This window comes from Cupriavidus sp. 8B, from assembly GCF_054589115.1.
Window position 1 is genome coordinate 12,543 of record NZ_BAAILO010000476.1, and the last position, 21,134, is coordinate 33,676.

20 protein-coding genes are annotated in these 21,134 nt (G+C 67.0%); 16 read left to right on the plus strand and 4 right to left on the minus strand.

What is annotated here, in order from left to right; genetic code table 11:
- Positions 1-866: 4-hydroxy-tetrahydrodipicolinate synthase (gene dapA, locus ACYP5B_RS44640; RefSeq protein WP_459573856.1), on the minus strand; the 866-nt coding region annotated here is incomplete at its 3' end.
- Between the two features lie 465 nt (positions 867-1,331).
- Here dapA and ACYP5B_RS44645 point away from each other — a divergent pair.
- Genes ACYP5B_RS44645 through ACYP5B_RS44655 form a run of 3 tightly spaced genes read left to right on the plus strand, consistent with a single transcriptional unit; the run spans position 1,332 to position 3,338 of the window.
- A complete protein-coding gene (locus ACYP5B_RS44645) occupies positions 1,332-1,952 on the plus strand; it encodes a LemA family protein (protein ID WP_267605787.1) in 621 nt (206 codons plus the stop codon).
- 15 nt (positions 1,953-1,967) lie between these two features.
- A complete protein-coding gene (locus ACYP5B_RS44650) occupies positions 1,968-2,828 on the plus strand; it encodes a TPM domain-containing protein (protein WP_459573857.1) in 861 nt (286 codons plus the stop codon).
- Positions 2,829-2,834: 6 nt separating this feature from the next.
- Positions 2,835-3,338, plus strand: a complete 504-nt coding sequence (locus tag ACYP5B_RS44655) for a TPM domain-containing protein (RefSeq protein WP_400092447.1) — start codon at positions 2,835-2,837, stop codon at positions 3,336-3,338.
- Here ACYP5B_RS44655 and ACYP5B_RS44660 read toward each other — a convergent pair.
- Positions 3,328-4,623, minus strand: a complete 1,296-nt coding sequence (locus ACYP5B_RS44660; RefSeq protein WP_459573858.1) for an MFS transporter — start codon at positions 4,621-4,623, stop codon at positions 3,328-3,330. The genes ACYP5B_RS44655 and ACYP5B_RS44660 overlap by 11 nt on opposite strands.
- A 77-nt stretch (positions 4,624-4,700) precedes the next feature.
- On the opposite strand from ACYP5B_RS44660, the gene ACYP5B_RS44665 reads away from it, so the two are divergent.
- The gene (locus tag ACYP5B_RS44665) at positions 4,701-5,747 is read left to right on the plus strand and encodes a LysR substrate-binding domain-containing protein (protein ID WP_459573859.1); all 1,047 of its coding nucleotides are present in this window, start codon (positions 4,701-4,703) and stop codon (positions 5,745-5,747) included.
- A gap of 3 nt (positions 5,748-5,750) precedes the next feature.
- Here the strand turns inward: ACYP5B_RS44665 and ACYP5B_RS44670 are convergent, their stop codons facing one another.
- Both ACYP5B_RS44670 and ACYP5B_RS44675 read right to left on the minus strand, forming a co-directional pair.
- Complete coding sequence (locus ACYP5B_RS44670) at positions 5,751-6,920, minus strand: M48 family metallopeptidase (RefSeq protein ID WP_459573860.1); 1,170 nt, start codon at positions 6,918-6,920, stop codon at positions 5,751-5,753.
- Positions 6,921-6,980: 60 nt separating this feature from the next.
- Positions 6,981-8,078 (minus strand): YjgN family protein, encoded by a 1,098-nt coding sequence (locus ACYP5B_RS44675; RefSeq protein ID WP_459573861.1) that lies wholly within the window; start codon positions 8,076-8,078, stop codon positions 6,981-6,983.
- Between the two features lie 1,252 nt (positions 8,079-9,330).
- Here ACYP5B_RS44675 and ACYP5B_RS44680 point away from each other — a divergent pair.
- The 12 genes from ACYP5B_RS44680 (at position 9,331) to ACYP5B_RS44735 (ending at position 21,028) form a co-directional block, all read left to right on the plus strand.
- Entirely contained in the window at positions 9,331-9,513 is a 183-nt protein-coding gene (locus ACYP5B_RS44680; protein ID WP_400092434.1) for a Flp family type IVb pilin, read from the plus strand.
- A 106-nt stretch (positions 9,514-9,619) separates the two neighbouring features.
- Entirely contained in the window at positions 9,620-10,147 is a 528-nt protein-coding gene (locus tag ACYP5B_RS44685) for an A24 family peptidase (RefSeq protein WP_267605781.1), read from the plus strand.
- Between the two features lie 359 nt (positions 10,148-10,506).
- Positions 10,507-11,358, plus strand: a complete 852-nt coding sequence (gene cpaB, locus ACYP5B_RS44690) for a Flp pilus assembly protein CpaB (protein ID WP_318236177.1) — start codon at positions 10,507-10,509, stop codon at positions 11,356-11,358.
- Positions 11,359-11,425: 67 nt separating this feature from the next.
- Positions 11,426-13,321, plus strand: a complete 1,896-nt coding sequence (locus ACYP5B_RS44695; protein ID WP_400092432.1) for a type II and III secretion system protein family protein — start codon at positions 11,426-11,428, stop codon at positions 13,319-13,321.
- Positions 13,322-13,359: 38 nt separating this feature from the next.
- The gene (locus ACYP5B_RS44700; RefSeq protein ID WP_400092430.1) at positions 13,360-13,683 is read left to right on the plus strand and encodes a hypothetical protein; all 324 of its coding nucleotides are present in this window, start codon (positions 13,360-13,362) and stop codon (positions 13,681-13,683) included.
- 35 nt (positions 13,684-13,718) lie between these two features.
- The gene (locus ACYP5B_RS44705; protein WP_459573862.1) at positions 13,719-14,930 is read left to right on the plus strand and encodes an AAA family ATPase; all 1,212 of its coding nucleotides are present in this window, start codon (positions 13,719-13,721) and stop codon (positions 14,928-14,930) included.
- Between the two features lie 49 nt (positions 14,931-14,979).
- Positions 14,980-16,335: a CpaF family protein gene (locus ACYP5B_RS44710; RefSeq protein ID WP_318236173.1), complete on the plus strand. Its 1,356-nt coding sequence runs from the start codon at positions 14,980-14,982 to the stop codon at positions 16,333-16,335.
- A gap of 31 nt (positions 16,336-16,366) precedes the next feature.
- Positions 16,367-17,341, plus strand: a complete 975-nt coding sequence (locus ACYP5B_RS44715; protein ID WP_400092425.1) for a type II secretion system F family protein — start codon at positions 16,367-16,369, stop codon at positions 17,339-17,341.
- Positions 17,342-17,390: 49 nt separating this feature from the next.
- The gene (locus tag ACYP5B_RS44720; RefSeq protein ID WP_267605773.1) at positions 17,391-18,344 is read left to right on the plus strand and encodes a type II secretion system F family protein; all 954 of its coding nucleotides are present in this window, start codon (positions 17,391-17,393) and stop codon (positions 18,342-18,344) included.
- Positions 18,345-18,407: 63 nt separating this feature from the next.
- Positions 18,408-18,887 carry a TadE/TadG family type IV pilus assembly protein gene (locus tag ACYP5B_RS44725; RefSeq protein ID WP_267605772.1) on the plus strand — a complete coding sequence of 160 codons (480 nt, stop codon included), beginning with the start codon at positions 18,408-18,410 and terminating at the stop codon, positions 18,885-18,887.
- Positions 18,887-19,522 (plus strand): TadE family protein, encoded by a 636-nt coding sequence (locus ACYP5B_RS44730; RefSeq protein ID WP_318236171.1) that lies wholly within the window; start codon positions 18,887-18,889, stop codon positions 19,520-19,522. Before ACYP5B_RS44725 ends, ACYP5B_RS44730 begins: the two co-directional genes overlap by 1 nt.
- A 24-nt stretch (positions 19,523-19,546) precedes the next feature.
- Positions 19,547-21,028, plus strand: coding sequence for a vWA domain-containing protein (locus tag ACYP5B_RS44735; RefSeq protein WP_459573863.1), 1,482 nt, complete (start codon positions 19,547-19,549; stop codon positions 21,026-21,028).
- Positions 21,029-21,134 lie beyond the last annotated feature (106 nt).

Below are 21,134 nucleotides of genomic sequence, written 5' to 3' on the forward strand. Positions count from 1 at the left end.
GCGCTGGCGGGCGTCATCGGCGCGCGCAGCTCGTTGCGCAGCCATCCCTCGCGCGCCAGCATGGCCTTGAGCGGGCCCGGATTGGGCTCGGCAAACAGCAGCTTGATCATCGGCATCAAGGCATGGAAAAGCCGGCGCGCCTGGTCGAGCCGCTGCCCGGCCACCGCCTGCGCCAGCGCGACGAACAGCTCCGGATACAGATGGGCAGAGGCGATGATCGCGCCCGTGCCGCCCAGGCACAGCGTGCCCAGCAACTGGTGATCCTCGCCCGCCAGCACGCTCAAGCGCCCGTCGGCAATGATGGCCTGCGTGCCGTGGTAATCGCCGCCGCAATCCTTGATGGCGCGGATATTCGGATGGGCGGCCAGCGCCAGGATGGTCTGCGTCTCGAGCTTCACGCCGGTCCGGTAGGGAATGTCGTACAGCACCAGCGGCGCGGCGGCACTGTCGGCCAAGGCGCGGAAATAATCCAGCAGGCCGGCCTGCGACGGACGGACATAGTAAGGTGCGGGCGCCAGCAGCCCGGCCAGCGGCCGCTCAGCCAGCCGGCGCACGCGCGCCTGCACCTGGCGCGCCTGGCTGCCCGCCACGCCCATCATCACCGGCAAGTTGCCGGCACTGGCCAGCACCGTATCCAGCACGGCCAGTTGCTCGGCCTCATCGAGCGCGGCTGCCTCGCCAGTGCTGCCGCACACCACGATCCCGGCGACGGCGCTGCCGGCATAGTGCGCCACCAGGCGGGACAGTTCGGGAAAATCGACCGCGCCGTCGGCAAAGGGCGTCACCAATGGCAGCCAGATTCCGGAAAAGACTTGTTGTGCTTGCTGGTCTTGCTGGCCTTGCTGGTCTTGAGCTACTGCTTGCATCGAATCACTCCTGTACGACCGGTCAAAAAAAACCGTGCAGAAGTGCGCCGGGTGGCAGATGAGCCCGCGTGGGACAGTGGGAAAGCCTGAACCGTGAATCCTGGCCTCGCCCCCGTACGCTGGTACGCAGGTGCCGCTCCGTCGCTCATCTGACGGAACAGCGCCCCGGTCAGATGAGCGGCTGTTTTTTGGCTTTGGCGCGCGCCGGCACCTGCCGCTGCGAGGCAGGGCAAACAAGTGCGGAAATCGACGAAACAGCGCGCATGGCAGGTTGGGGCTGGTTGGGGCTGGTTGAGGCTGGCTGGGAGCACGGCATGGCGCCGGGATGGCGCCACCGTGGCAACCACGGCAGAAACGATAATTTACCGGGACGGCCGGCCTGCCGTCAACTGCACCCGGGCCGGTTCGCTTGCGCGGGCCGGCCCCTGCGCTACACTGGGGACTCCACGAATTCCGGAGTCTTCGATGCGCGCATCCCCTTCCCTGTCCCTGTCCTCCGGGCGCTCTGTCCTGCGCTGGCTCTTGCTGGCCCTGTGCGCCAGCCTGCTGTCCGCCTGCGGGTACAACGACTTCCAGGCCAAGGACGAGGCCGTCAAGGCGGCCTGGGGCGAGGTGATCAACCAGTACCAGCGCCGCGCCGACCTGATCCCCAACCTGGTCAATACCGTCAAGGGCTACGCCACGCATGAGCGCGAGACGCTGGAGGCCGTCACCAAGGCCCGCGCCGCGGCCACCAGCATCCAGGTCTCGCCCGAGACCCTCAACGACCCCGAAGCCTTCAAGCGCTTCCAGCAAGCCCAGGGCGAGCTGAGCGGCGCGCTGTCGCGCCTGCTGGCGGTGTCGGAGAACTATCCGCAACTCAAGGCCGATGCATCGTTCCGCGACCTGCAATCGCAGCTCGAAGGTACCGAGAACCGCATCACGGTGGCACGCCAGCGCTATATCACCGCGGTGCGCGACTACAACATCCTGGCGCGCAGCTTCCCCACCAACCTGACCGCCATGATCTTCAAGTACCCGGTCAAGCCATCGTTCACGGTGGAAAACGAGAAGGCCATCTCGGCGCCGCCCACGGTGAAGTTCTGATCCCGGACCATGCTTATGCGGAATCTCTCTGAGCGCAGTGGCTGGACAGCCGCCATGCTGGCGCTGCTGCTGTGGCTGGGCGCGCTGCTGGCGTCCCCGGCCATGGCCGCCGGCGACGGCTTTGTCGCGGTGCCGCCGCTCACGCAGCGGGTGACCGACCTCACCGGCACGCTCAGCGCCAGCCAGCGCAGCGCGCTGGAAAACGTGCTGGCCGAGTATGAGCAGCAGCGCGGCAGCCAGATCTTCGTGCTGATGGTGCCCACCACAGATCCCGAGCCCATCGACGCCTACAGCATCCGCGTGGCCGACGCCTGGCGCGCCGGGCGCAAGGGCATCGACGATGGCGTGATCCTGCTGATCGCAAAGGACAACCCGCCCGGCCTGCGCAAGATGCGCCTGGAAGTGGGGCGCGGCGTGCAAGGCTCGCTGACCGATGCCATGTCCAAGCGCATCCTGCAGGACGTGATGGCGCCGCACTTCCGCCAGAACGATTTCTACGGCGGCATCGCCGCCGGCGTCTCGGCGATCCAGGCCACCATCGACAAGGAAGCCCTGCCCGGCCCGCAGGCCGGCCGCAAAGCCGCCCAGAGCGGCTCGTGGACCGACTGGCTGCCGGTGCTGTTCCCGCTCGCCATCATCCTGTTCTTCTTCATCTCCGCGGCCCGCCGCTCGGGCGGCTCGCGGATCGTGACGCGCGGGCGTGGCTGGGACGCGGCTGCCGGCGGACTCGGCGGCACCCTTGGCGGTCTCGGGGGTGGCGGCTGGGGACGCGGCGGCGGCGGTGGCTTCGGAGGAGGCGGTGGCGGTGGCGGTGGCGGCTTCGGTGGTGGTGGCGGTGGCGGCTTCGACGGAGGCGGCGCCTCCGGCAACTGGTAACGACACATGCCACACTTCAAACGCGCCCTGCGCCATCTTGGCACGCGCCCCGGTGCCGCCAGCAAGCACTTCCCCGCCGACGCCCAGCAGCAACTGCAGCAGGCGGTGCGCGCCGGCGAGCAGCGTCATCACGGCGAAATCCGGGTAGTGATCGAATCCAGCCTGCCCGTGGCGCTGGCCTTCTCGGGCACCACCCCGCGCGAGCGTGCCCGCGCCTTGTTCGGCGCGCTGGAGGTATGGAACACCGAAGGCCACACCGGGGTGCTGCTGTACATCAACCTGGCCGATCACGCGGTGGAGCTGCTGGCCGACCGCGGCATCGACGCGCGCGTCGGCCCGGAAACCTGGCGGGCGATCTGCAACGAGCTGGCGAGCGGGCTGGCGCGGGAGCTATCGGTCAAGCCCGTGCTGGCGGCGGTGGAAAAAATCCACCATCAGCTCGCCGCCCACTTCCCCGCCGGCGACCGGCCCAATCCGAACGAGCTCGACGACCGGCCGGTCATGCTGTAGCGCTGCTGCCGCGACGCGCCCCCAGCATGTACCACAGCGCGGCCAGCACCTGCAGCGCGACCAGCCCGCCCCACACTGTCAGGTGCGCCGCCTTCGGGTAGCGGCCTGCATCGGCGGCCCAGAGGTCCAGCAGCAGCCCGATGCCGACCTGGCAGGCAAAGGTGGACAGGAACACCGTCAAGGTCAGCGCCGTGGTGGCGCGCCCGATCAACGCGTCGGGGAAGCTGCGCGCCAGCACCGCATAGGCCAGGATGCCGCTGGAGCCGAACACCCCATAGGCCGCCCACAGCAAGGCCGGCGGCAGCGGCACACCCGCCATGATCACGCACTGGATCACGATGAACCCGCTCATGCCAACGCCCGCGAAGGTGTAAAGGCTCACGCCGGCACGCTCCAGGTGGCGCGCGGCCCAGCCGGCGCAAACGCAACCGCCCATCATGGCAAAGCCGATCACCGACACCAGGCGAGCGCCCTGCTCCGGCGAGTATCCGGCCACGTCGCGCAGGAAGGCACCGACCCACAGCGTCTGCACCGCCAGGAACACGCCTTGATTCAGCAGTGCCAGCGGCACCACGCGCAGGAAGCGCTCATTGCGCAAGACCTGCCAGGTGCCGCGTAACTGCTCGGCAAGGCGCTGCTTGCCAGCGCGGCTGGTCTCGGGGGCGCCGAGCCACAGCAGCGCCGCCATGGCCAGGGTCACACCGGCCAGCCCGTAGCTGACGGTACGCCAGTCGGTCCACGACAGCAGCCAGCCCAGCGGCGCGCCCACCACGACTGCACCCAGCCCGCCGATCGCCATCACCACCCCGTTGAGCAAGGGCATGCGCGACAGCGGAAACCAGATCGACAAGGCCTGGATGGCAGCCCCCAGGCAAACCGACACGCCCACGCCGATCATCAGGCGCCCTGCCGCCAGCGCGGCCATGCTGGTCGCCGAGGCGAACACCAGCGCGCCAGCCACCGCCACCAGCAGCAACGCGGCCTCGGTGCGGCGCGGGCCAAAGCGGTCGAGCATCAGCCCCGCCGGCAACTGGGCACAGGCAAACCCCAGGAAGTAGAAGCTGGTCAGCAGCCCCAGGTCGGCAGCGCCCAGCCCCATCTCGCGGATCAGATGCGGCGCGAAGCCCAGGTTGATGCCCCGGAAGATATAGGAGACCAGGAAACCTAGCGAAAAGATGCAAAGCACGCGCCAGCGCGCAGCGGCCAGCGCGGGATCGCCAGCCCGTGAGGCAGCAGAAGGCGCGGCAGCGGCAGGGGTGGGGGTGGATACATTGGCAGAAGTCATGTCTGCATTGTCGTCAGTCGCCGCGCGCAACACCAACGAAAGATACCCGCCGCAATTGTGAGTAGAATTTGACGGCAATGACCTCCCGACATCCTAAAACCTCTAAGCCCGGCCTGGCCGGCCAGTCCAGCTTGCCCGCCAGGCCGGCTGAACCCGCCCCGCCGCCCGAGCCCCTGCGCGCGCAGCGCGCGCCGCACCTGCCCGCGCTGCAGGCGCTGCGGGCGCTCGAGGCCGCTGCCCGACACCGCAGCTTCTCCCGCGCCGCGGAAGAACTGGCGCTGACCCACAGCGCCATCAGCCACCATCTGCGCGCGCTGGAAGACAAGCTGGGCACCAAGCTGTTCCAGCGCACCGGCCACCTGATGATCCCCACCAATGTGGGCGCGCGGCTGGCCGAGCGGATTCGCGACGGCCTGGCGGAACTGGAAGACGGCCTGCGCGAGGCCAGCAACGGTGGCGCCCCGCAGGTGGTGCGGCTGGAGGTGAGCGTCATGGCCGACCTGGCCAACGCGTGGCTCATCCGCCGCCTGCCGAGCCTGCACGCGGCCCTGCCGGGACTGGACCTGCACCTGCGGCTGCACGCCGAGATCACGCCGCCCGATCCGTACTCGGTGGATGTGGGCATCTGGCACCAGCGCGTGGACCTGCCCGGCTTTGCCTGCCACAACCTGATCGAGGACCATGTGATTGCGGTCGCCAGCCCGGCGCTGCTGGCACGCTACCCCGGCTTCAAGCTGGCCGACCTGCCCCGCCTGCCGATGCTGCGCTTCGCGCTGCGGCCGTGGCGCGACTGGCTGGAAAGCGCCGGCCTGCCCGGCACGGAGCCCGAGCGCGGGCCGATCTTCCAGGACGCGGGCATGATGCTGCAATCGGCGGTGGCGGGGCTTGGCGTGGCCACCGCGCGCCTGCAACTCGCCAGCGACTACCTTGCCAGCGGCGAACTGGTGCAGATCGGCACCACGCGCATCCCGTCCAGCCTGCACTACTGGGTCACCTGGCGAGAAGGCAACCCGCGCGAGAAGGCCATCCTGCGGTTCCATAGCTGGCTGCAAGGCCAGGTGGCGGCCGTAGCCCCGAACGCGCCAATTGATGCGCCAATTGATGCGCCGCAGCCAGGCAACTGAGGCTCAGCGGCCAGCCGCCCGCAGCGCCTCGATGCGCTCGCGCGTGAGAGGATGGGTAGAGAAGAAGCTGTCGCCCTCGTCGTTATCCCCGTTGTTGCCGCCATCCTCCGCGGCCCGCCGGCTGCGGCGCTCCCGCTTGGTTTCGGGCTCGCCGGAGGCGACTGGCGCGCTGGCCTCGCTCCCGCCCTCGGCCTTGGCCGCCTGGACTTCCGCCTGCCGGGTGTGGGCGTCCTCCAGCGCCTGCAAGACGTCGGCAAACGCCGACACCGGCAAGTGGTTGCGCTGCATGACCTCCACCGCATACGCGTCCGCCGCGCGCTCATGGTCGCGCGAGTAGCGCAGCGTCAGGATCGCGGCGGGCACGCCCGCCAGCACCGTGGAATAGTCGCCGAAGAAATATGCCGCCAGCGCGCCCACCGCCGAGGCCTGGAGGATCTGCCGCAGCCCATGGCGCTCGGCCACGTGCCCGGCCTCGTGGGCGAGCACGCCCATGAGGCCCGGACCCACGCCGGTCAGCTTGACGAGCTCATCGGTCACCACGATGGTGCCACCCGGCAGCGCCAGCGCATTGGCCCCGAGCCGGCCGCCGTGGCGGAACAGGATCTTGTACTCGTGGCCCGGATCGGCCCGACGCACGAGCGCGGCGAAGTCGGCGCGAATCCGTTGCTGCTGCGCCTGCGGCAGGGCCGAAGGCATGAGCAGACCATGATCGATGCTGGCGAGCGTGGCCTCGCCGAGCCGGGCTTCCAGCGCCGGCGGCACGCTGCGCGCCACCACGCCGGCGCCCCAGGGCAATCCGTAGAAATATCCCAGCAACAGCGCCGCGGCCAGGCCCAGCACGGACAGCAGCGCCAGCCGCCAGCTGTTCTGCGCACGCACCACCCAGCTTTCGCGGTGGCCGCTGGCGCCTAGCAGCGCGGCAAAGCCGGCGTGATCGGTGACCTCGCAGAAGGCGCCGTCGGCAAACGTCACCAGGCGCGGCGCACGCTTGACCCGCTCGGAGACGCGCAGCGCGGCCAGCGGCGCGCGGCGCAGCACCGTACCATCGGCTTCGCGCAGCACCGCGTCGCGCCCTTCGATGGACAGCCTCACCCGATGGGCGCGCGACGAGCGGCCGTCGAAGTAAGTGGCGGCTACCGGGGCGGTGGCCGTGGCGTCGTGGAAATCCTGCATCAGGGCCTTGGAATCGAAGTGAGCAAAGTTGGCACAGCGATGGGGGTGGTCAGAGCGCGGTCACAACGCAATATCGATGTCGTACCAGTCCACAGCGGCGTCGCCCAGCGCGCCCACCTGCTGCGTCTCGCCAGCCACGAAGGCGTCCAGCGGCGCCGCAGCGAGCATGGTCATGCTCTCGATACGGTAGCGCATCGAACGCACCCGCGCGAACGGCAGGAACAGGCCCAGCGTCAGCGCGTTGGCGATCACGTTGGTGGCGAAGATAAAGAACAGGCGGCCCGCGCCAACCTCGCTGCGAAACGCGTGCGGCGCCAGCGTGGTGTGGTTCCACACCAGGTTCTGCAGCCGCGCCATGAAGAAGGGGCCGACGGCCATCATCGCCACAAAGAAGCCGATGACGGCCATGACCCCGGCCACGACCGGCGCGCCAATGCCAGACCCAAGGCCCGCGCCAACCGCGGCACCGATGCCCTTGCCCAGCATGCCGCCGGCGATGCTCATCCCCACCACGACCGCCACCATCATGCCGAACGCGCGCAGGTAGACGCCATAGAAGCCGCCCGCGCTCGCGCTGATGCCGAAGGGCGCGGTGCCGAAGCGGGTGTTGTCATGCTGGTATTGCTTGAAGCGCTGATGCGCCAGCGGCGCCAGCGCATAGAAGCTGAGCACCGTGAGCACGGGCCAGAGCAGGAACACCTTGTAGGCCTGGGCATCGCCCCCGGTGAAGGCAAAGCGCAGGCCGCGGTAGCTGGAGTTCGCCATGCGAAAGCGCAGGGAACGCACCAGCAGCAGCGGAAACACCACCGCCAGCGCCAGGCCCAGCGCCAATGCCAGGAACAGGGAGATATGGCTGGCAAGCTGGAACACCATCGCCAGGCCAAACACGATGGCGCGGCCCTTGAGGATGGCGGAGGCACGGCCGTGGTAATCGAAGCTCGCGCCGTCCAGCCGCGTGTTGCGGTAGAAGTACTGCATCGTGCGGACCTTGGCCCAGGCCGAGTAGATGCCCAGCGTGACAATGGTCAGCAAGGTATTGACGATCCAGATGCGGAAAAACTCGGAGCCCGAGCCGATGAACTCGAACCGCAGAGGACGCACCGTCGCGGCCGGCTGCTCGTATGCCGTCGCGTGGAACGCATTGTTGTCTAGCTGCATCCTGTTTTCTCCCCGTGAATTGTGCAAATTAGCGATGCGTCGGCTAACCGCGGTGCCCGCACGCCGCGTGACGATATCTCTTATCCCGGCATGGCGGCCAGCAATGTATCAGGAATGCAACCAAATCGATCGTATCCGCCGGGCATTGCAGGAAGTTCCCACCTCATCCAACAAGGCGAGGAAGCGCCCGGGCCAATGTGAGCCAGCCAACATTCGTCCTCCTGTCCGGCTACATCTTTTGTCGCCGGAGTACGCTTCTGGCGCACTCCTCACCCTGTCGCGGCACCTGTCGCAATGTCCGCGTGCACTGGGGGGGATAACCCGTTCGTGCTGGGGAGTATCACCACTGCAACCATTCGCACGGTCGTGCGGCGACTGCTCCACCACCCGGATACGCGATCGCAAGACCGCTGGCGCAGGATCCGGGAGGGGCCCGCAAAGAGCCTCTTAGGCGCCCCTTTATGCACTTGGCGGCACAGACAGGCACGGAACGCATCACTCTTTGCGTTCCGCGCCATGTTGCGGCGCCAGCAAACAGCTGGCAAGCAGTAACAACAAGGAAACATCTTGTTACAAGAAACGCCGCGTGTAACAAGTGCCCAAAAAACATCACGCATTAAATCAAAGACTTAGCACCTCTGGCACGTTCGTCGCTCTTATCCTCGTTACAAAGAGCAGAGCGACCGAAACACAAAAATGGGTCGCCAAGGATGCCGGAGCCAAGGGGTTTCAGAACCACCAGCACAGACATCACGACAACAGACTTGACGGGGGGGGGAAGCGGCGGCCGTGACAGGGCTTGCTTCGCGGGGAGGTTGAGCGCCGGGCCAGCGCAATTTTGAGAATCCATGGCCCACGCCGCACACGGTGATCATCAACGCGCCGGTGCAGCGATCACAAAGCAGTCTTGTAGCACTTTCAGGCGCGGGACCGATTCCTGAGGGAGGAAAAGAATCGGCCCGCGGCACCTACCCAGGCGCCATAAGCCGCATCAGCGGCAACGCGCCAGGTGAGGGCCAGCCGGTTGGCAAGCCAGCCGGATGACCCCCTGGAAAATGGTGGAGCTGGGAGGCCCACCTTGTCGTGTTGCGCACCGGGGGGACAGCGATGTCTGCATCGCTGTAGCGCTAGCGTGCACCGCGTCATCGTGACATCCCCCATCTTGGCCATGGCTGGCGTCCCCAGCCGAATCTTGTGCCCGAACTTCAGCGGGCGCTTTTTCCCTTTAAACCATGACGTGAAGGAGAAGGACATGAACACCATGTTCGAAGGCATCAAGCGTTTTGCACGTGAAGAGGACGGGGCCGCCGGGATCGAATACGCACTGCTGCTTGCGTTCGTGGCGCTCTGCATGGTGACAGCCGGACCGCTGATCAAGACTGCCGTGACGACCATCTGGACCAACATCCAGACCGCTCTCACCGCCGCGGCCTGATGCGGCACGCACGGCCCTGCCAGCCTCTGCCGCTGGCAGGGCCGTAGCGAACACGAACGCAAGAGCCAACACCCGTAACAAGAACGCCTGCCCACGGAGGCATGCCATGCGCGCACTCGACCTCACCGCCAACGGACTGCTGCTCGCCATGCTCGGCATTGCCGCGATCAGCGATCTGCGCAGCCACCGGATTCCGAACTGGCTGGTGCTGGCAGGCTTGCAGGCAGCATGGCTCGTGCAGGTCTTCGGCCACGGCATCAGCGCAGGCAGCTGGGCGTGGCTAACCGGGGCGGCGGCCGGCCTGGCACCGTTCCTCGTGCTCTACCTGATCGGCGCGCTGGGCGCCGGAGACGCCAAGCTGATGGCAAGCATCGGCGCCTTCGTGGGCGTGCAAGCCGCACTGCATATCGTGGTCGCCAGCTTCCTGCTTGGAGGCGTGATGGCGGTGACCATCATGCTGACACGCAAACACGCGCGCCAGACCCTGGCGAGCCTGTCCGCGCGGCTGCTGTGGCTGCCGTTTGGCTGGCGCGCCACTGCGACGGGCAACGACCAGATGGAAACAACCGCACGCCTGCCCTACGCCGTCGCGATGGCAGGCGGCGTCCTGCTGGTCATGGCAGGCACGCTCTGAGGTACGCAGCGCTACGCGACGGACATCGGTACAAAGCCCCGCCAGTGGGCTGAAAAAAGGGAGAGAACCATCATGCGCGAGCACCTGGGCACAGCCCCACCCACATCCGCACCGTCGCACCAGCGCCGGCGCGACAACACCGGCATCTGCCGCCACTGGCTTGCACACCGGCGAACGCGTGCCGCGCTGCTGCGCGGCAGCCGGAGCGCGCACGGCCAGGGACGCCGCATCTCCGCCTGCAACTGAACGCCGCCACGCGGCACCGATGACATGGAGTTTGGCGTGACAGCCAAGGGACGCGCTCGCGCATCGCCAGGCGGCGCGCCGACGCCGGGATTCAAACTGGGGAGGACCATCAAATGAGAAATGTACGCGCAATCGTGATGCTGCTGGTGGCGGCCCTGGCCGGCCTGGCAGCCGTTGTCCTGGCCTCGCGCTGGATGATGCAGCAAAGCTCGGGCAGCGTGACCAAGGTGGTGGTGGCCGCGACCGACATCAACCTGGGGCAGCGGCTCGCGCCTGAATTCGTCAAGGCCGTCGACTGGCCGCGCGACAGCCTGCCGCCGGGCGCGCTGACCGACCAGAAACTGATCGACGGACGGGTGACCAAGTCCAGCGTCATGCGCGGCGAGCCCATCCTGGAATCCAAGCTCACGCCCATTGGCACCCGCGGCGGACTCTCCGCGGTGATTGCCGACGGCAAGCGTGCCATCACGGTGCGCGTAAACGACGTGGTGGGCGTGGCGGGTTTCGCGCTGCCGGGCAGCTTCGTCGACATCATCGTGAACACCCAGAAGGACACTACCAAGGGCGAGAACACCACGCAGAACGAACAGTCGATCTCGAAGATCGTGCTGGAGAAGATCCTGGTGCTGGCCATCGCGCAAGAGGTCAATCGCGACGAGACCAAACCCAAGGTGGTGAACGCCGTGACGCTCGAAGTCTCGCCCGAGGAAGCGGAAAAGCTCGACCTGGCGCGCAGCGTGGGCACGCTCTCGCTGGTGTTGCGCAACCAGATCGACCCGCATCCCGTGGACACCGCCGGCGCCACCAAGCGCAGCCTGCTCAACGAGCCGGTGCTCAAGGCCGCGGTGGCCGCGCCGGTGGTGGTCAAGGCCGTCCAGGTCGTGCATCGCCTCGCAGAAAAGAAGATCGCCACCAACTGCGTAGGCGTGATCAGCGGCATGCAGCAAAACCAAGAATGCTTCTAACGCACAGACGTTGACATTGCCAAATGCCGGCCCCAGCCGATGGGGTCAACAACCGGGGGGAATTCAAATGGACCGAGACCACCACCAGGAGGGCAGCCCGCGCGCCAGCGCGCCGCGCAGCGGCCCCACAAGGCGGAGCCTCACCGCGCTGGCCGTGCTGTCGTTGACCAGCGTCTGGCTGGCCAGCGAACAGGCGCAAGCCGCCGATGCCGCGGCTGCCGCGCAAACCGCGCCGGGCACCCAACAGGCGATGAAACTGGCCGCCGCCGGCCCGATCCAGCTCACCATCGGCGCGGCCAGCGTGCCGCCGCCGCCCCCCGACGCGGGCATCAGCCGCGGGCCGAACTGCACCAGCGCCGCGCGCGAGCCGCAGCAGGTGCAGGTGCCGGTTGGCAAGTCGCGGATGATCTCGCTGCCGGAAGCGGTGCGCACGCGCACGCTGGGCAACCCCAGCGTGGTGCAGGCCATGCTGGTGTCGCCGCAGACCCTCTACCTGCTCGGCCTGGATGTCGGAACGACAAACATGATCGTGCAGGGCAAGAGCGGCAGTTGCTCGGTCATCGACGTGACCGTCGGCGCCGACCCGGGCGGCTTGCAGTCGACCCTGCACGAACTGCTGCCCCAGGCCCGCCAGGTGCGCGTTGCCTCTGCCGCGGACAGCCTGGTGCTCAGCGGCAACGTGCCCGACTCCACCGTCGCGCAGATGGTCATCGACATCGCCAACGCCTTCGTCGTGCGGCAAACCCGCAGCCCGCTGCAGGCGCCGCAGCAGCAGATCGGCGTCCCCGTGGCAAACCCGATGCTCGCCATGGCCGGCAACAGCATGGGCGGGCTGGGCATGCTCGGCGCGCCCGCCGGCGGCAACGGCGCGCAGCCGCTGCGCAGCCCGCGCATCATCAACATGATGACGGTGGACTCGCCGCAGCAGGTGATGCTGGAAGTCAAGGTGGCGGAAGTATCGAAGACGCTGATCGACCAGCTCGGCGCCTCGGCCAACCTGAACGGCGCCTTCGGCAGCTGGAGCTTTGGGCTGCTTGCCAACTTCCTCTCGGGCGGCGCCGGCGTGATCTCCGGGATGAAGTCCAACAACCTGCCCTTCAACTTCCACGTGGATGCGCAGAAAGGCGACAGCCTGGTCAAGGTGCTGGCCGAGCCCAACCTGATGGCCATCAGCGGCCAGGAAGCCAGCTTCCTCGCGGGCGGCAAAGTATTCATCCCGGTGCCGCAAGCCTCCAGCGCCGGCGGCACGACCATCACGCTGCAGGAGGAAACCTTCGGCGTCGGCCTGCGCTTCACGCCGACCGTGCTGGCCAACGGCCGGATCAACCTGAAGGTGGCGCCCGAGGTCTCCGAGCTCTCGCCGACCGGCGTAGCGCTCAGCGCGCCAAATCTCAGTGGCACCACCATCCTGCCGCTGATCACGACCCGCCGCGCCTCCACCACGCTGCAGGTGATGGACGGCCAGAGCTTTGCCATCGGCGGACTGATCAAGAGCAACGTCACGGGAAGCCTGAAGGCACTGCCGGGCGCGGGCGAGCTGCCCGTGCTGGGCAACCTGTTCCGCAGCACCAACTTCCAGCAGGACAAGAGCGAACTGCTGTTCGTGGTCACGCCCCGGCTGGTCAAGCCGCTGCCGGCCAACTATCCGATGCCCACGGACTCCTTCGGCGCGCCGACCCCGGGCGAGGTCTTCATCAACGGCAACATGGAAGGCCATCCCGCGGTCACCGCGCCGCCTGCCATGCCGCCGGCCCCCGTTGGCGCCCCTCCCGCACCCATGGCACCGGCACCGGCCGCGCCCACCACCAGCACCTCGCCCGCGAGCGGCGCGCGCGACACGGCCAGCGCTGGCGCGCTCATGCCAGCATCCACCGCCGGCGCCATGGCAGCGCAAACCACCGCCGACGCTACCTTGCCTGGCTCGCCCGCGGCGCCGGCGTCGAGCATGGACTCAACGCAATGAGCCCGATGCCAACGGAACGCAAAGAACAGGGGAACATCATGAACTTCCACAACCTACCTGCCCGACTCTCCCGGCTTGCCGTCACTGCCGCGGCGGCATGCGCGGCGGCCGGCGTGGCCGGCTGCATGACCACCACGCCGGTGTACGACGCCCACTTCGGCGACGCCGTGCGCACCGTGCGTGCCATGCAGACGCTCAACCCTGACGCATCGGCAAACGCGGACCCGGTGACCGGGGTCGATGCGCGCAGCGCCACCTTTGCCCTGGACCGCTACAACTCATCGTACCGCAACCCGCCGAGCGACGGGAACGCCTACGCGGTCGGGGTGGGCAGCTCATCGTCCTTGGGCTCCACGCCCTGACCGCGAGGCCGATCCGCAAACTGGGAGATATCGAGATGGCAAAGCTAATTCTGGTCTCGGCCGACGAGACGCGGGCCCGGCAAATGTCCGCGATGGCCGGACAGGTCGCGACGCAGCGGCAGGTACAACTGGTCTGTACCGATCCGGAGCGGGCGCTCGGCATGGCCGGACTGATCCACCCATCCGATTTCCTGATCCTGCAGGCGGACGATTTCAGCCTCAACGTGCTGGAACGCCTGCGCCAGCGCTTTCCGGAGCCGGGGGACGTGCCCTGCATCCTGGTCACGCCCTCGCCAACCGCCGAGCTGCTGATGCGCGCCATGCGCATGGGCGTGCGCAGCGTGCTGCGCTGGCCGCTGGACCCCCGCGAGTTCAACGACGAGTTGGAACGCCTGGCGATCAAGCCGCAGGGCAGCGCCGACGCCGAGGCCCGCACGCTGACCTTCACCTCCTGCAAAGGCGGCAGCGGCACCACCTTCGTCGCCGCCAACCTCGGCTATGCCATTGCCGCCACGCGCGGCAAGCGTGTCCTGCTGGTGGACCTGGTCCAGCAGTTCGGCGATGCCGCCTTTCTGGTCACGGACAAGGCGCCGCCGGCCACGCTCACGGACATCTGCCAGCAAGTCGACCGGCTGGACCTGGCCTTGCTCGACGCGTGCATCACGCATGCGCATCCCAACTTCGACGTCATCGCCGGAGCCGGCGACCCGGTGAAGGCGGGGGATATCAAGGCGGCCCATCTCGAGAGCATCCTCGACCTGGTGCGCCCGGCATACGACGTGATCATCTTTGACGTGGGCCAGGACATCAACCCTTCCTCGATCATGGTGCTTGACCACAGCGACAGGATCTATCCAGTGCTGCAACTCACCCTGCCCTACCTGCGCGCCGGGCGGCATCTGATGGAGATCTTCCACTCGCTGGGCTATCCCACCGAGCGCCTGCACATGGTGATCAACCAGTTTGAGAAGAACGCGCCGGTGGACCTGCACACGCTTGAAGAGACGCTGGGCGCAAAGGTCGCGCACATGCTGCCGTCGGATCCCAAGCCGGCACGCGACGCCAGCAACCAGGGCGTACCGGTGCTGCAGCTGGCCGAGCGCAGCGCAATCTCGCGCGCGCTGGTGCAGATGGTCGAGAGCGTCTACCCGGGCGCGGCAAAGAAAGAGGACGGGTTGCTGCAAAAGCTGCTGGGACATCGCGGCAGCCAGTCCGGCACCGGCCTGCGCATCGAGAAGCATGCCTAGCCAGCCCTGATCAAACACATAGGCGCCAGGCGCGCAGCGGAGAACCGACATGTCATTGCGTGAACAACTCTACGAGAAGGCTGGCGAAACCATCACCGAGCGCATCGGCGCTGCCAGCAACACCGCGAACGCGGCCTACCAGCAGCTCAAGACGGAGATCCACGAAGCCATCATCGAACGCGTGGAACTGGAGAAACTGCAGCGCCTCTCGCCGGAGCAGGTACGGCGCGAGCTGGCGCTACTGGTCGAGCGCATCATCGACGAACGCAATATCCCCATCAACGAAACCGAGCGCAAGCGGCTGGTGTCGGACGTGCGCGACGAGATGCTCGGCTTCGGCCCGCTCGAACCCCTGCTGAGCGACCCGACCGTCTCGGACATCCTGGTCAATACGTACAAGCAGGTCTACGTGGAGCGCCGCGGCAAGCTGGAACTGACGGGGGTGACCTTCAACGACGATGCCCACCTGATGAAGATCATCGACAAGATCGTGTCGCGCGTAGGGCGGCGCATCGATGAATCGAGCCCGATGGTGGATGCGCGGCTGCCCGATGGCTCACGCGTGAATGCGATCATCCCGCCGTCGGCAGTGGACGGCCCGCTGCTGTCGATCCGGCGCTTCTCCGTCAATCCGCTGATGGTCAAGGACCTGGTGGAGCTGCAGACGCTCACGCCGCCGATGGCGCAGCTGATCGAGGCCATGGTCAAGGCCAAGCTGAACATCCTGATCTCGGGCGGCACCGGCAGCGGCAAGACCACGCTGCTCAATATCCTCTCGGGCTTTATCCCGCCGAGCGAACGCATCGTCACCATCGAGGATGCGGCGGAACTGCAGCTCCGGCAGGACCACGTGCTGCGCCTGGAGACGCGCCCGCCCAACATCGAGGACCGGGGCGAGATCACGCAACGCGCGCTGGTCAAGAACGCGCTGCGCATGCGCCCGGACCGCATCATCCTCGGCGAAGTGCGCGGCGCGGAAGCGCTCGACATGCTGCACGCGATGAACACCGGGCACGAAGGCTCGCTCGCCACCATCCACGCCAATACGCCGCGCGACGCGCTGACCCGGCTCGAGAACATGGTCAGCATGGCCGGCCTCGCGCTGCCGCCCAAGACGATGCGCCAGCAGATCACCTCGGCGATCACCGTGATCCTGCAGGTGTCGCGCCTGACCGACGGCCGGCGCAAGCTGATGAGCGTGCAGGAGATCACCGGCATGGAGAGCGATGTGGTCAACATGCAGGAAATCTTTACCTTCAAACGCACCGGCGTGGACGCGGAAGGCCGCGTCAAGGGGCACTTCTGCGCCACCGGCGTGCGGCCGCACTTTTGCGAACGGTTGCATTCGTTCGGCCTGAGCGTGCCGGACCGGCTGTTCGAGCCCTCGCTGCGCTTCGACGTATGACCCACCCGCACGCTGCGCAGGAGACCACGCCATGAACACGACCCTCGCTGGCTTCGGCCTTTCGCTCTTCATCGCCATCGTGCTGCTGATCGTGGTGGGCTACCAGTGGTGGCAGCGCAAGCACAGCGCCAGCGCGCGGCGCCTGGGACGGCGCCTGCGCGCAGTGGCGCAGACGGCCTGGCAAGGCGAGACCTCGTCCATCATCAAGGAGCGCCAGCTGAGCGGCTCAGCCTTCTTCGCGAACCTGCTGCGCAAGGCGCCGCGCGTCCAGGCGCTGGACCGCCTGCTGATGCAGTCCGGCCTCTACTGGAACGTGTCGACCTTTCTCGGCCTGACCTTGCTGCCGGCGGCGGCACTCTACGTGATCAGCCTGCTGCTGGACCTGGCTGCGTTGCCGGCCGCCGCCGCGGGCCTGTGCTGGCTGCCGGTGCCGCTGTGGTTCGTCAACCGACGCCGCAGCCGCCGCCTGCAACAGATCGAGGCGCAGCTGCCCGAAGGGGCCGACATGATGAGCCGCGCGCTGCGCGCCGGGCACTCCTTCTCCAGCGCGCTCGACATGGCCGGCGACGAATTGCCTGATCCGCTCGGCGCGGAGTTCCGCCTGGCTTTCGACGAAATCAACTACGGCGCCTCGATGCACGACGCGCTGAACAACCTGGCCACCCGCGCGCCGCTGCCCGACCTGCGCTACCTGGTGATCGCCGTGATGATCCAGCGCGAATCCGGCGGCAACCTGGCCGAGATCCTCGGCAACGTCAGCCACATCATCCGCGAACGCATGAAGCTGCTGGGCCAGGTGCGTGTGCTCTCGGCCGAGGGACGGCTCTCTGGCGTGATCCTGGCGCTGATGCCCTTCGGCGTGGCGGGCGCCATGTTTTTCCTGAACCCGGATTTCCTCACGCCGCTGGTGACGGATCCCAGCGGGCCGTGGATCGTCGGCTATGCCATCGCGCTGATGGTGCTTGGCCTGGTGTGGATGCGCAGGATAGTGCGTATCCATATCTAGGCAGGGACAAGTTCAACTTAGGAAAGGATGGGCGCCGCCCAGCACAATCATGAGACTCGAGCAAATCCTCCTCCTGGTCTTCACCTTCTTGCTGGCCTTCGGAGTCACACTGGCCGCCATGATGCTGCTGCGCAGCGATGCGCTGCAGCGGCGCATCACGCAGGTGACCCGGGCCGCTGCCCCCGACGATGCCACCCCGTCCGCGCTGCAGGCCGACTGGATGCGCAAGCTGGAACGGGTGTCCAAGCCGCTGGCCAAGCTGTCCCTGCCCAAGGACGGCTGGGACGGCTCCGCCCTGCGCACCCGCTTCATGAACGCCGGCTGGCGCAGCCCCTCCGCGGTGCCGGTCTACTTCGCCGCCAAGACCGCGCTGGCCCTGCTCTTCCCCTTGCTGCTGTTCGTGCTGACGGGCGGCGTGATCAGCGAGGACAGCCCACGCCTGCTGCCCGCCGCGCTGCTGGGCGTGGCGATCGCCGGCTTCTACCTGCCGGACCTGGTGCTGCGCAGGCGCATCCGTCAACGCAAGCTGGAGATTTTCGAGAACTTCCCAGATGCGCTCGACCTGATCACGGTGTGCGTGGAAGCCGGCCTGGCGCTCGACGCGGCCTTGCTCAAGGTGGTCGAGGAGTTGCGCGCCAACCGCAACGCGCTGGGCGAGGAGCTTGAGCTGCTGGTGCTGGAGCTGCGCGCCGGCCTGTCACGCGAGAAGGCGCTGCGCAACCTGGCGCTGCGCACGGGCGTGGAAGACGTCGACATGCTGGTCAGCATGCTGATCCAGGCGGACCGTTTCGGCACCAGCGTGTCGGACTCGCTGCGGGTGCACGCGGACACGCTGCGCGTCAAGCGCCGCCAGTACGCAGAGGAGTGCGCGGCAAAGATCGCGGTGAAACTGCTGTTCCCGCTGATCTTCTTCATCCTGCCGTCGTTGTTCGTGGTGCTGCTTGGCTCGCCGGCCATCCAGTTCTATCGCTCGCTGATGCCGTTCATGATGGGCACCAGCTAGCGGGCCGCGTATCTGGCACCGGTACTGGCACCGGTACCGTCGCAATCCACAAGGGGCTACGACATGCAAACCCTGGACACCAAGACTTCCCGGCGGCAACGCGGCGCCAGCGCGGTCGAGTTCGCGCTGGTGGCCCCCGTGTTCTTCCTGCTGCTGTTCTCGATCGCGGACTTCGGCATGATGATGTGGGCCAACCTGACCATGCAGCACGCCGTGCGCGAAGGCGCGCGCTACGCGGTCACCGGACAGGACAACCTCGATCCGCATACCAGTTCGCAGCAGCGCTACGTGGCCGTACTGACGAAGATCCACGACAGCTCGCTGGGGGTGTACGACATGTCGAACGCGACGGTCACCACCTGGGTCAACGGCACCAGCCAGGCCAGCGGCGGCAGCATGTTCGGCGCCGCCGGCGACCTTGTGGTGATCCAGGTCAATTGCTCCTGGCCCTTGCTCACGCCGATGGTCGCGGCCTTCTTCACGTCCACTGGCGGCAAGTACAACTTCAGCGTCGCCGCCACCATGCGCAACGAGGCCTTCTGATGAAACGCACCCGTCCACTGCGCCGCAGGCAGGCAGCGCGCGGCATCGCCGCGATCGAGTTCGGCATCCTGCTGCCCATCTTCATCTTCCTGACGCTGCCCGTGATCGATTTCGCGCGGGCCATCCAGGCCAACCTGATCCTGGTCAACCTGACCCGCGAAGGCGCCAACCTGGCCTCGCGCAGCGCGGCCTATACGCCGCAGGAGATCATGGTGGCGCTGGCGCAAACCACGCCGCCGCTGAAGATGAGCCAGCGCGGCATGATCTACATCACCAAGGTCATGGGCGACGCCGAGAACTGCGCCGGCGGCAACTGCACGGTGCGCAACATCGTGCTTGAACAGTACCGCTGGACGGGCGGCTGGTCGCTAGGCGGCTCCGTGCCGGGCAGCCTGGTGTGGAACTGCGGCAGCGGCAGCGGCTCATGGGCGAGCGACGGCAGTTGCGCCGGCCTGCCTTCCGGCGGCACCTCGTCGCCCACCGCGAACGCCATGACGGGCTTGCTGAGCGATGGCCAGATCGTCTACGTCGTCGAGTCTTACTACAACTTCGACATGTACTTCAAGGGCCTGACGATGGGCGTGCTGAAAATGCCGAACATCGGGCCCAACCTGTACTCGGTCACCTCGTTCTGAAACAAGGAACGCCAAGGAGCAGCCATGAAACTGCAACACGCTGACAAGCAACGGGGGCAGATCACCATCATCGCAGGCCTGCTGATGATTGGGCTGCTGGGCGTCGTCGGGCTGGCCGTGGATGCCGGCATGGCCTATGTGACCAAGGCCAAGCTGAATGCCGCCGTGGACTCCGCCGCGGTCGCCGCGGCCAAGGCGGTCACCAACGGCACCACACAGGCCGACCAGGCGGCAAATGCCCGCCAGGCCGCCAGCAACTTCTTCTACGCCAACTATCCCACGGGCTACCTGCGCGCCACGCCCTCGCTGAATCCGGTGACAGTAAACTTCGATACGCCCACGCTGGGGGCGATCACCATCGGCGTCTCCGCCACGGCGACGATGCCGCTTTCGCTGATGAAGATCCTCGGCTTCAACAATATCGCCGTGGCCGCGACATCGCAGTCCATCCGCAAGGACCTTGACCTGATCTTCATCATTGATTCATCGGGTTCGATGGGTCCCGTATGGAGCACGGTCAGGGCGAACGCCAACAGCTTCCTCGAACAGTTCAGCCCCACGGAGGACCGCGTGGGCCTGGTGCATTTTTCAACCGGGGCTGTTTCGGATATCAACATCAACACGACGCAGCGCGGGTTCAACCGCACGGTCATGGAGAACACGATCACCAACCTCTCCAACGGCGGCAACACCAACTATGCGGAGGCGCTGTGGCAGGCCCGCTCGCAGCTCAACAGCATCGCGACCAGCAACCGGTCTAGCCTGCGCGTGGTGGTGCTTTTCTCAGACGGCGAGCCAAATACGCTGGCCGCCAGCTACCGCATGGACACCAGCACGAGCACCACCACCACCGTCACCACGACCACCTGCAACAGCAAGGGCAAGGCCTGCAAGAGCAGCAGCACGAGCAACACCACCAGCAGCACGGTCAACGGCATCACGTTCTGCGCGGGCAGCGCCACGACCAGCTCGCCCAGCTCCAGCGTTGGCGGCTTCTACCAGATCAACCAGCAAAACACCAAGATGACCGGCGCCTGCGCGAATCTCAGCTCGAGCTCGACGCAGACCAGCGGCAGCTCGGGGGACGGCAAGACGCCCGGCATCTTCACCTCCACCTCCACCACCACCACGGTCACGCCGACCCAGATGCCTGCGTACTACAACGCCCACAACGCGGCCGACCACGAGTTCCCGATCACGCCCACTTCGGTGCCCTACGTCGTCGGCTCCACCTTCAACGCCCAGAACATCTTCAACGCCTCGACCAACGTGCCGGTGGAGATGGCCACCTACCTGCGCAGCAACGGCGTGTACATCTTCACCCTGGGACTGGACGGCAACGGCGGCTTCAACGCCGACCTGCTCAAGAACCTGGCCAACACGCCGGATGCGCCTCTGTACAACAGCGCCCAGCCGTCAGGCGTCTATTGCTACGCCGCCAACATCAGCGGCCTCAAACCGTGTTTTTCCAAGCTGGCTTCGGAGATCCTGCGCATTTCCAAGTGAGCGGGACACGGCACACGGGCCACGGGTGGCGACGGTGCGGCAGGCAAACGGGTAAAGCGCAGGCTGGTATGAACGCGTTGCAATAACGATCCAGAAGTAGTGCCTT

Excerpts from the sequence above, each read along its gene's own strand:
- ACYP5B_RS44720 (WP_267605773.1), top strand. The coding sequence starts at position 17,391 with ATGAGACTCGAGCAAATCCTCCTCCTGGTCTTCACCTTCTTGCTGGCC.
- ACYP5B_RS44710 (WP_318236173.1), top strand. The coding sequence starts at position 14,980 with ATGTCATTGCGTGAACAACTCTACGAGAAGGCTGGCGAAACCATCACC.
- ACYP5B_RS44705 (WP_459573862.1), top strand. The coding sequence starts at position 13,719 with ATGGCAAAGCTAATTCTGGTCTCGGCCGACGAGACGCGGGCCCGGCAA.
- ACYP5B_RS44680 (WP_400092434.1), top strand. The coding sequence starts at position 9,331 with ATGAACACCATGTTCGAAGGCATCAAGCGTTTTGCACGTGAAGAGGAC.
- cpaB (WP_318236177.1), top strand. The coding sequence starts at position 10,507 with ATGAGAAATGTACGCGCAATCGTGATGCTGCTGGTGGCGGCCCTGGCC.
- ACYP5B_RS44665 (WP_459573859.1), top strand. The coding sequence starts at position 4,701 with ATGACCTCCCGACATCCTAAAACCTCTAAGCCCGGCCTGGCCGGCCAG.
- ACYP5B_RS44700 (WP_400092430.1), top strand. The coding sequence starts at position 13,360 with ATGAACTTCCACAACCTACCTGCCCGACTCTCCCGGCTTGCCGTCACT.
- ACYP5B_RS44725 (WP_267605772.1), top strand. The coding sequence starts at position 18,408 with ATGCAAACCCTGGACACCAAGACTTCCCGGCGGCAACGCGGCGCCAGC.
- ACYP5B_RS44685 (WP_267605781.1), top strand. The coding sequence starts at position 9,620 with ATGCGCGCACTCGACCTCACCGCCAACGGACTGCTGCTCGCCATGCTC.
- ACYP5B_RS44650 (WP_459573857.1), top strand. The coding sequence starts at position 1,968 with ATGCGGAATCTCTCTGAGCGCAGTGGCTGGACAGCCGCCATGCTGGCG.
- ACYP5B_RS44675 (WP_459573861.1), bottom strand. The coding sequence starts at position 8,078 with ATGCAGCTAGACAACAATGCGTTCCACGCGACGGCATACGAGCAGCCG.
- ACYP5B_RS44645 (WP_267605787.1), top strand. The coding sequence starts at position 1,332 with ATGCGCGCATCCCCTTCCCTGTCCCTGTCCTCCGGGCGCTCTGTCCTG.
- ACYP5B_RS44730 (WP_318236171.1), top strand. The coding sequence starts at position 18,887 with ATGAAACGCACCCGTCCACTGCGCCGCAGGCAGGCAGCGCGCGGCATC.
- ACYP5B_RS44715 (WP_400092425.1), top strand. The coding sequence starts at position 16,367 with ATGAACACGACCCTCGCTGGCTTCGGCCTTTCGCTCTTCATCGCCATC.
- ACYP5B_RS44735 (WP_459573863.1), top strand. The coding sequence starts at position 19,547 with ATGAAACTGCAACACGCTGACAAGCAACGGGGGCAGATCACCATCATC.
- ACYP5B_RS44670 (WP_459573860.1), bottom strand. The coding sequence starts at position 6,920 with ATGCAGGATTTCCACGACGCCACGGCCACCGCCCCGGTAGCCGCCACT.
- ACYP5B_RS44660 (WP_459573858.1), bottom strand. The coding sequence starts at position 4,623 with ATGACTTCTGCCAATGTATCCACCCCCACCCCTGCCGCTGCCGCGCCT.
- ACYP5B_RS44695 (WP_400092432.1), top strand. The coding sequence starts at position 11,426 with ATGGACCGAGACCACCACCAGGAGGGCAGCCCGCGCGCCAGCGCGCCG.
- ACYP5B_RS44655 (WP_400092447.1), top strand. The coding sequence starts at position 2,835 with ATGCCACACTTCAAACGCGCCCTGCGCCATCTTGGCACGCGCCCCGGT.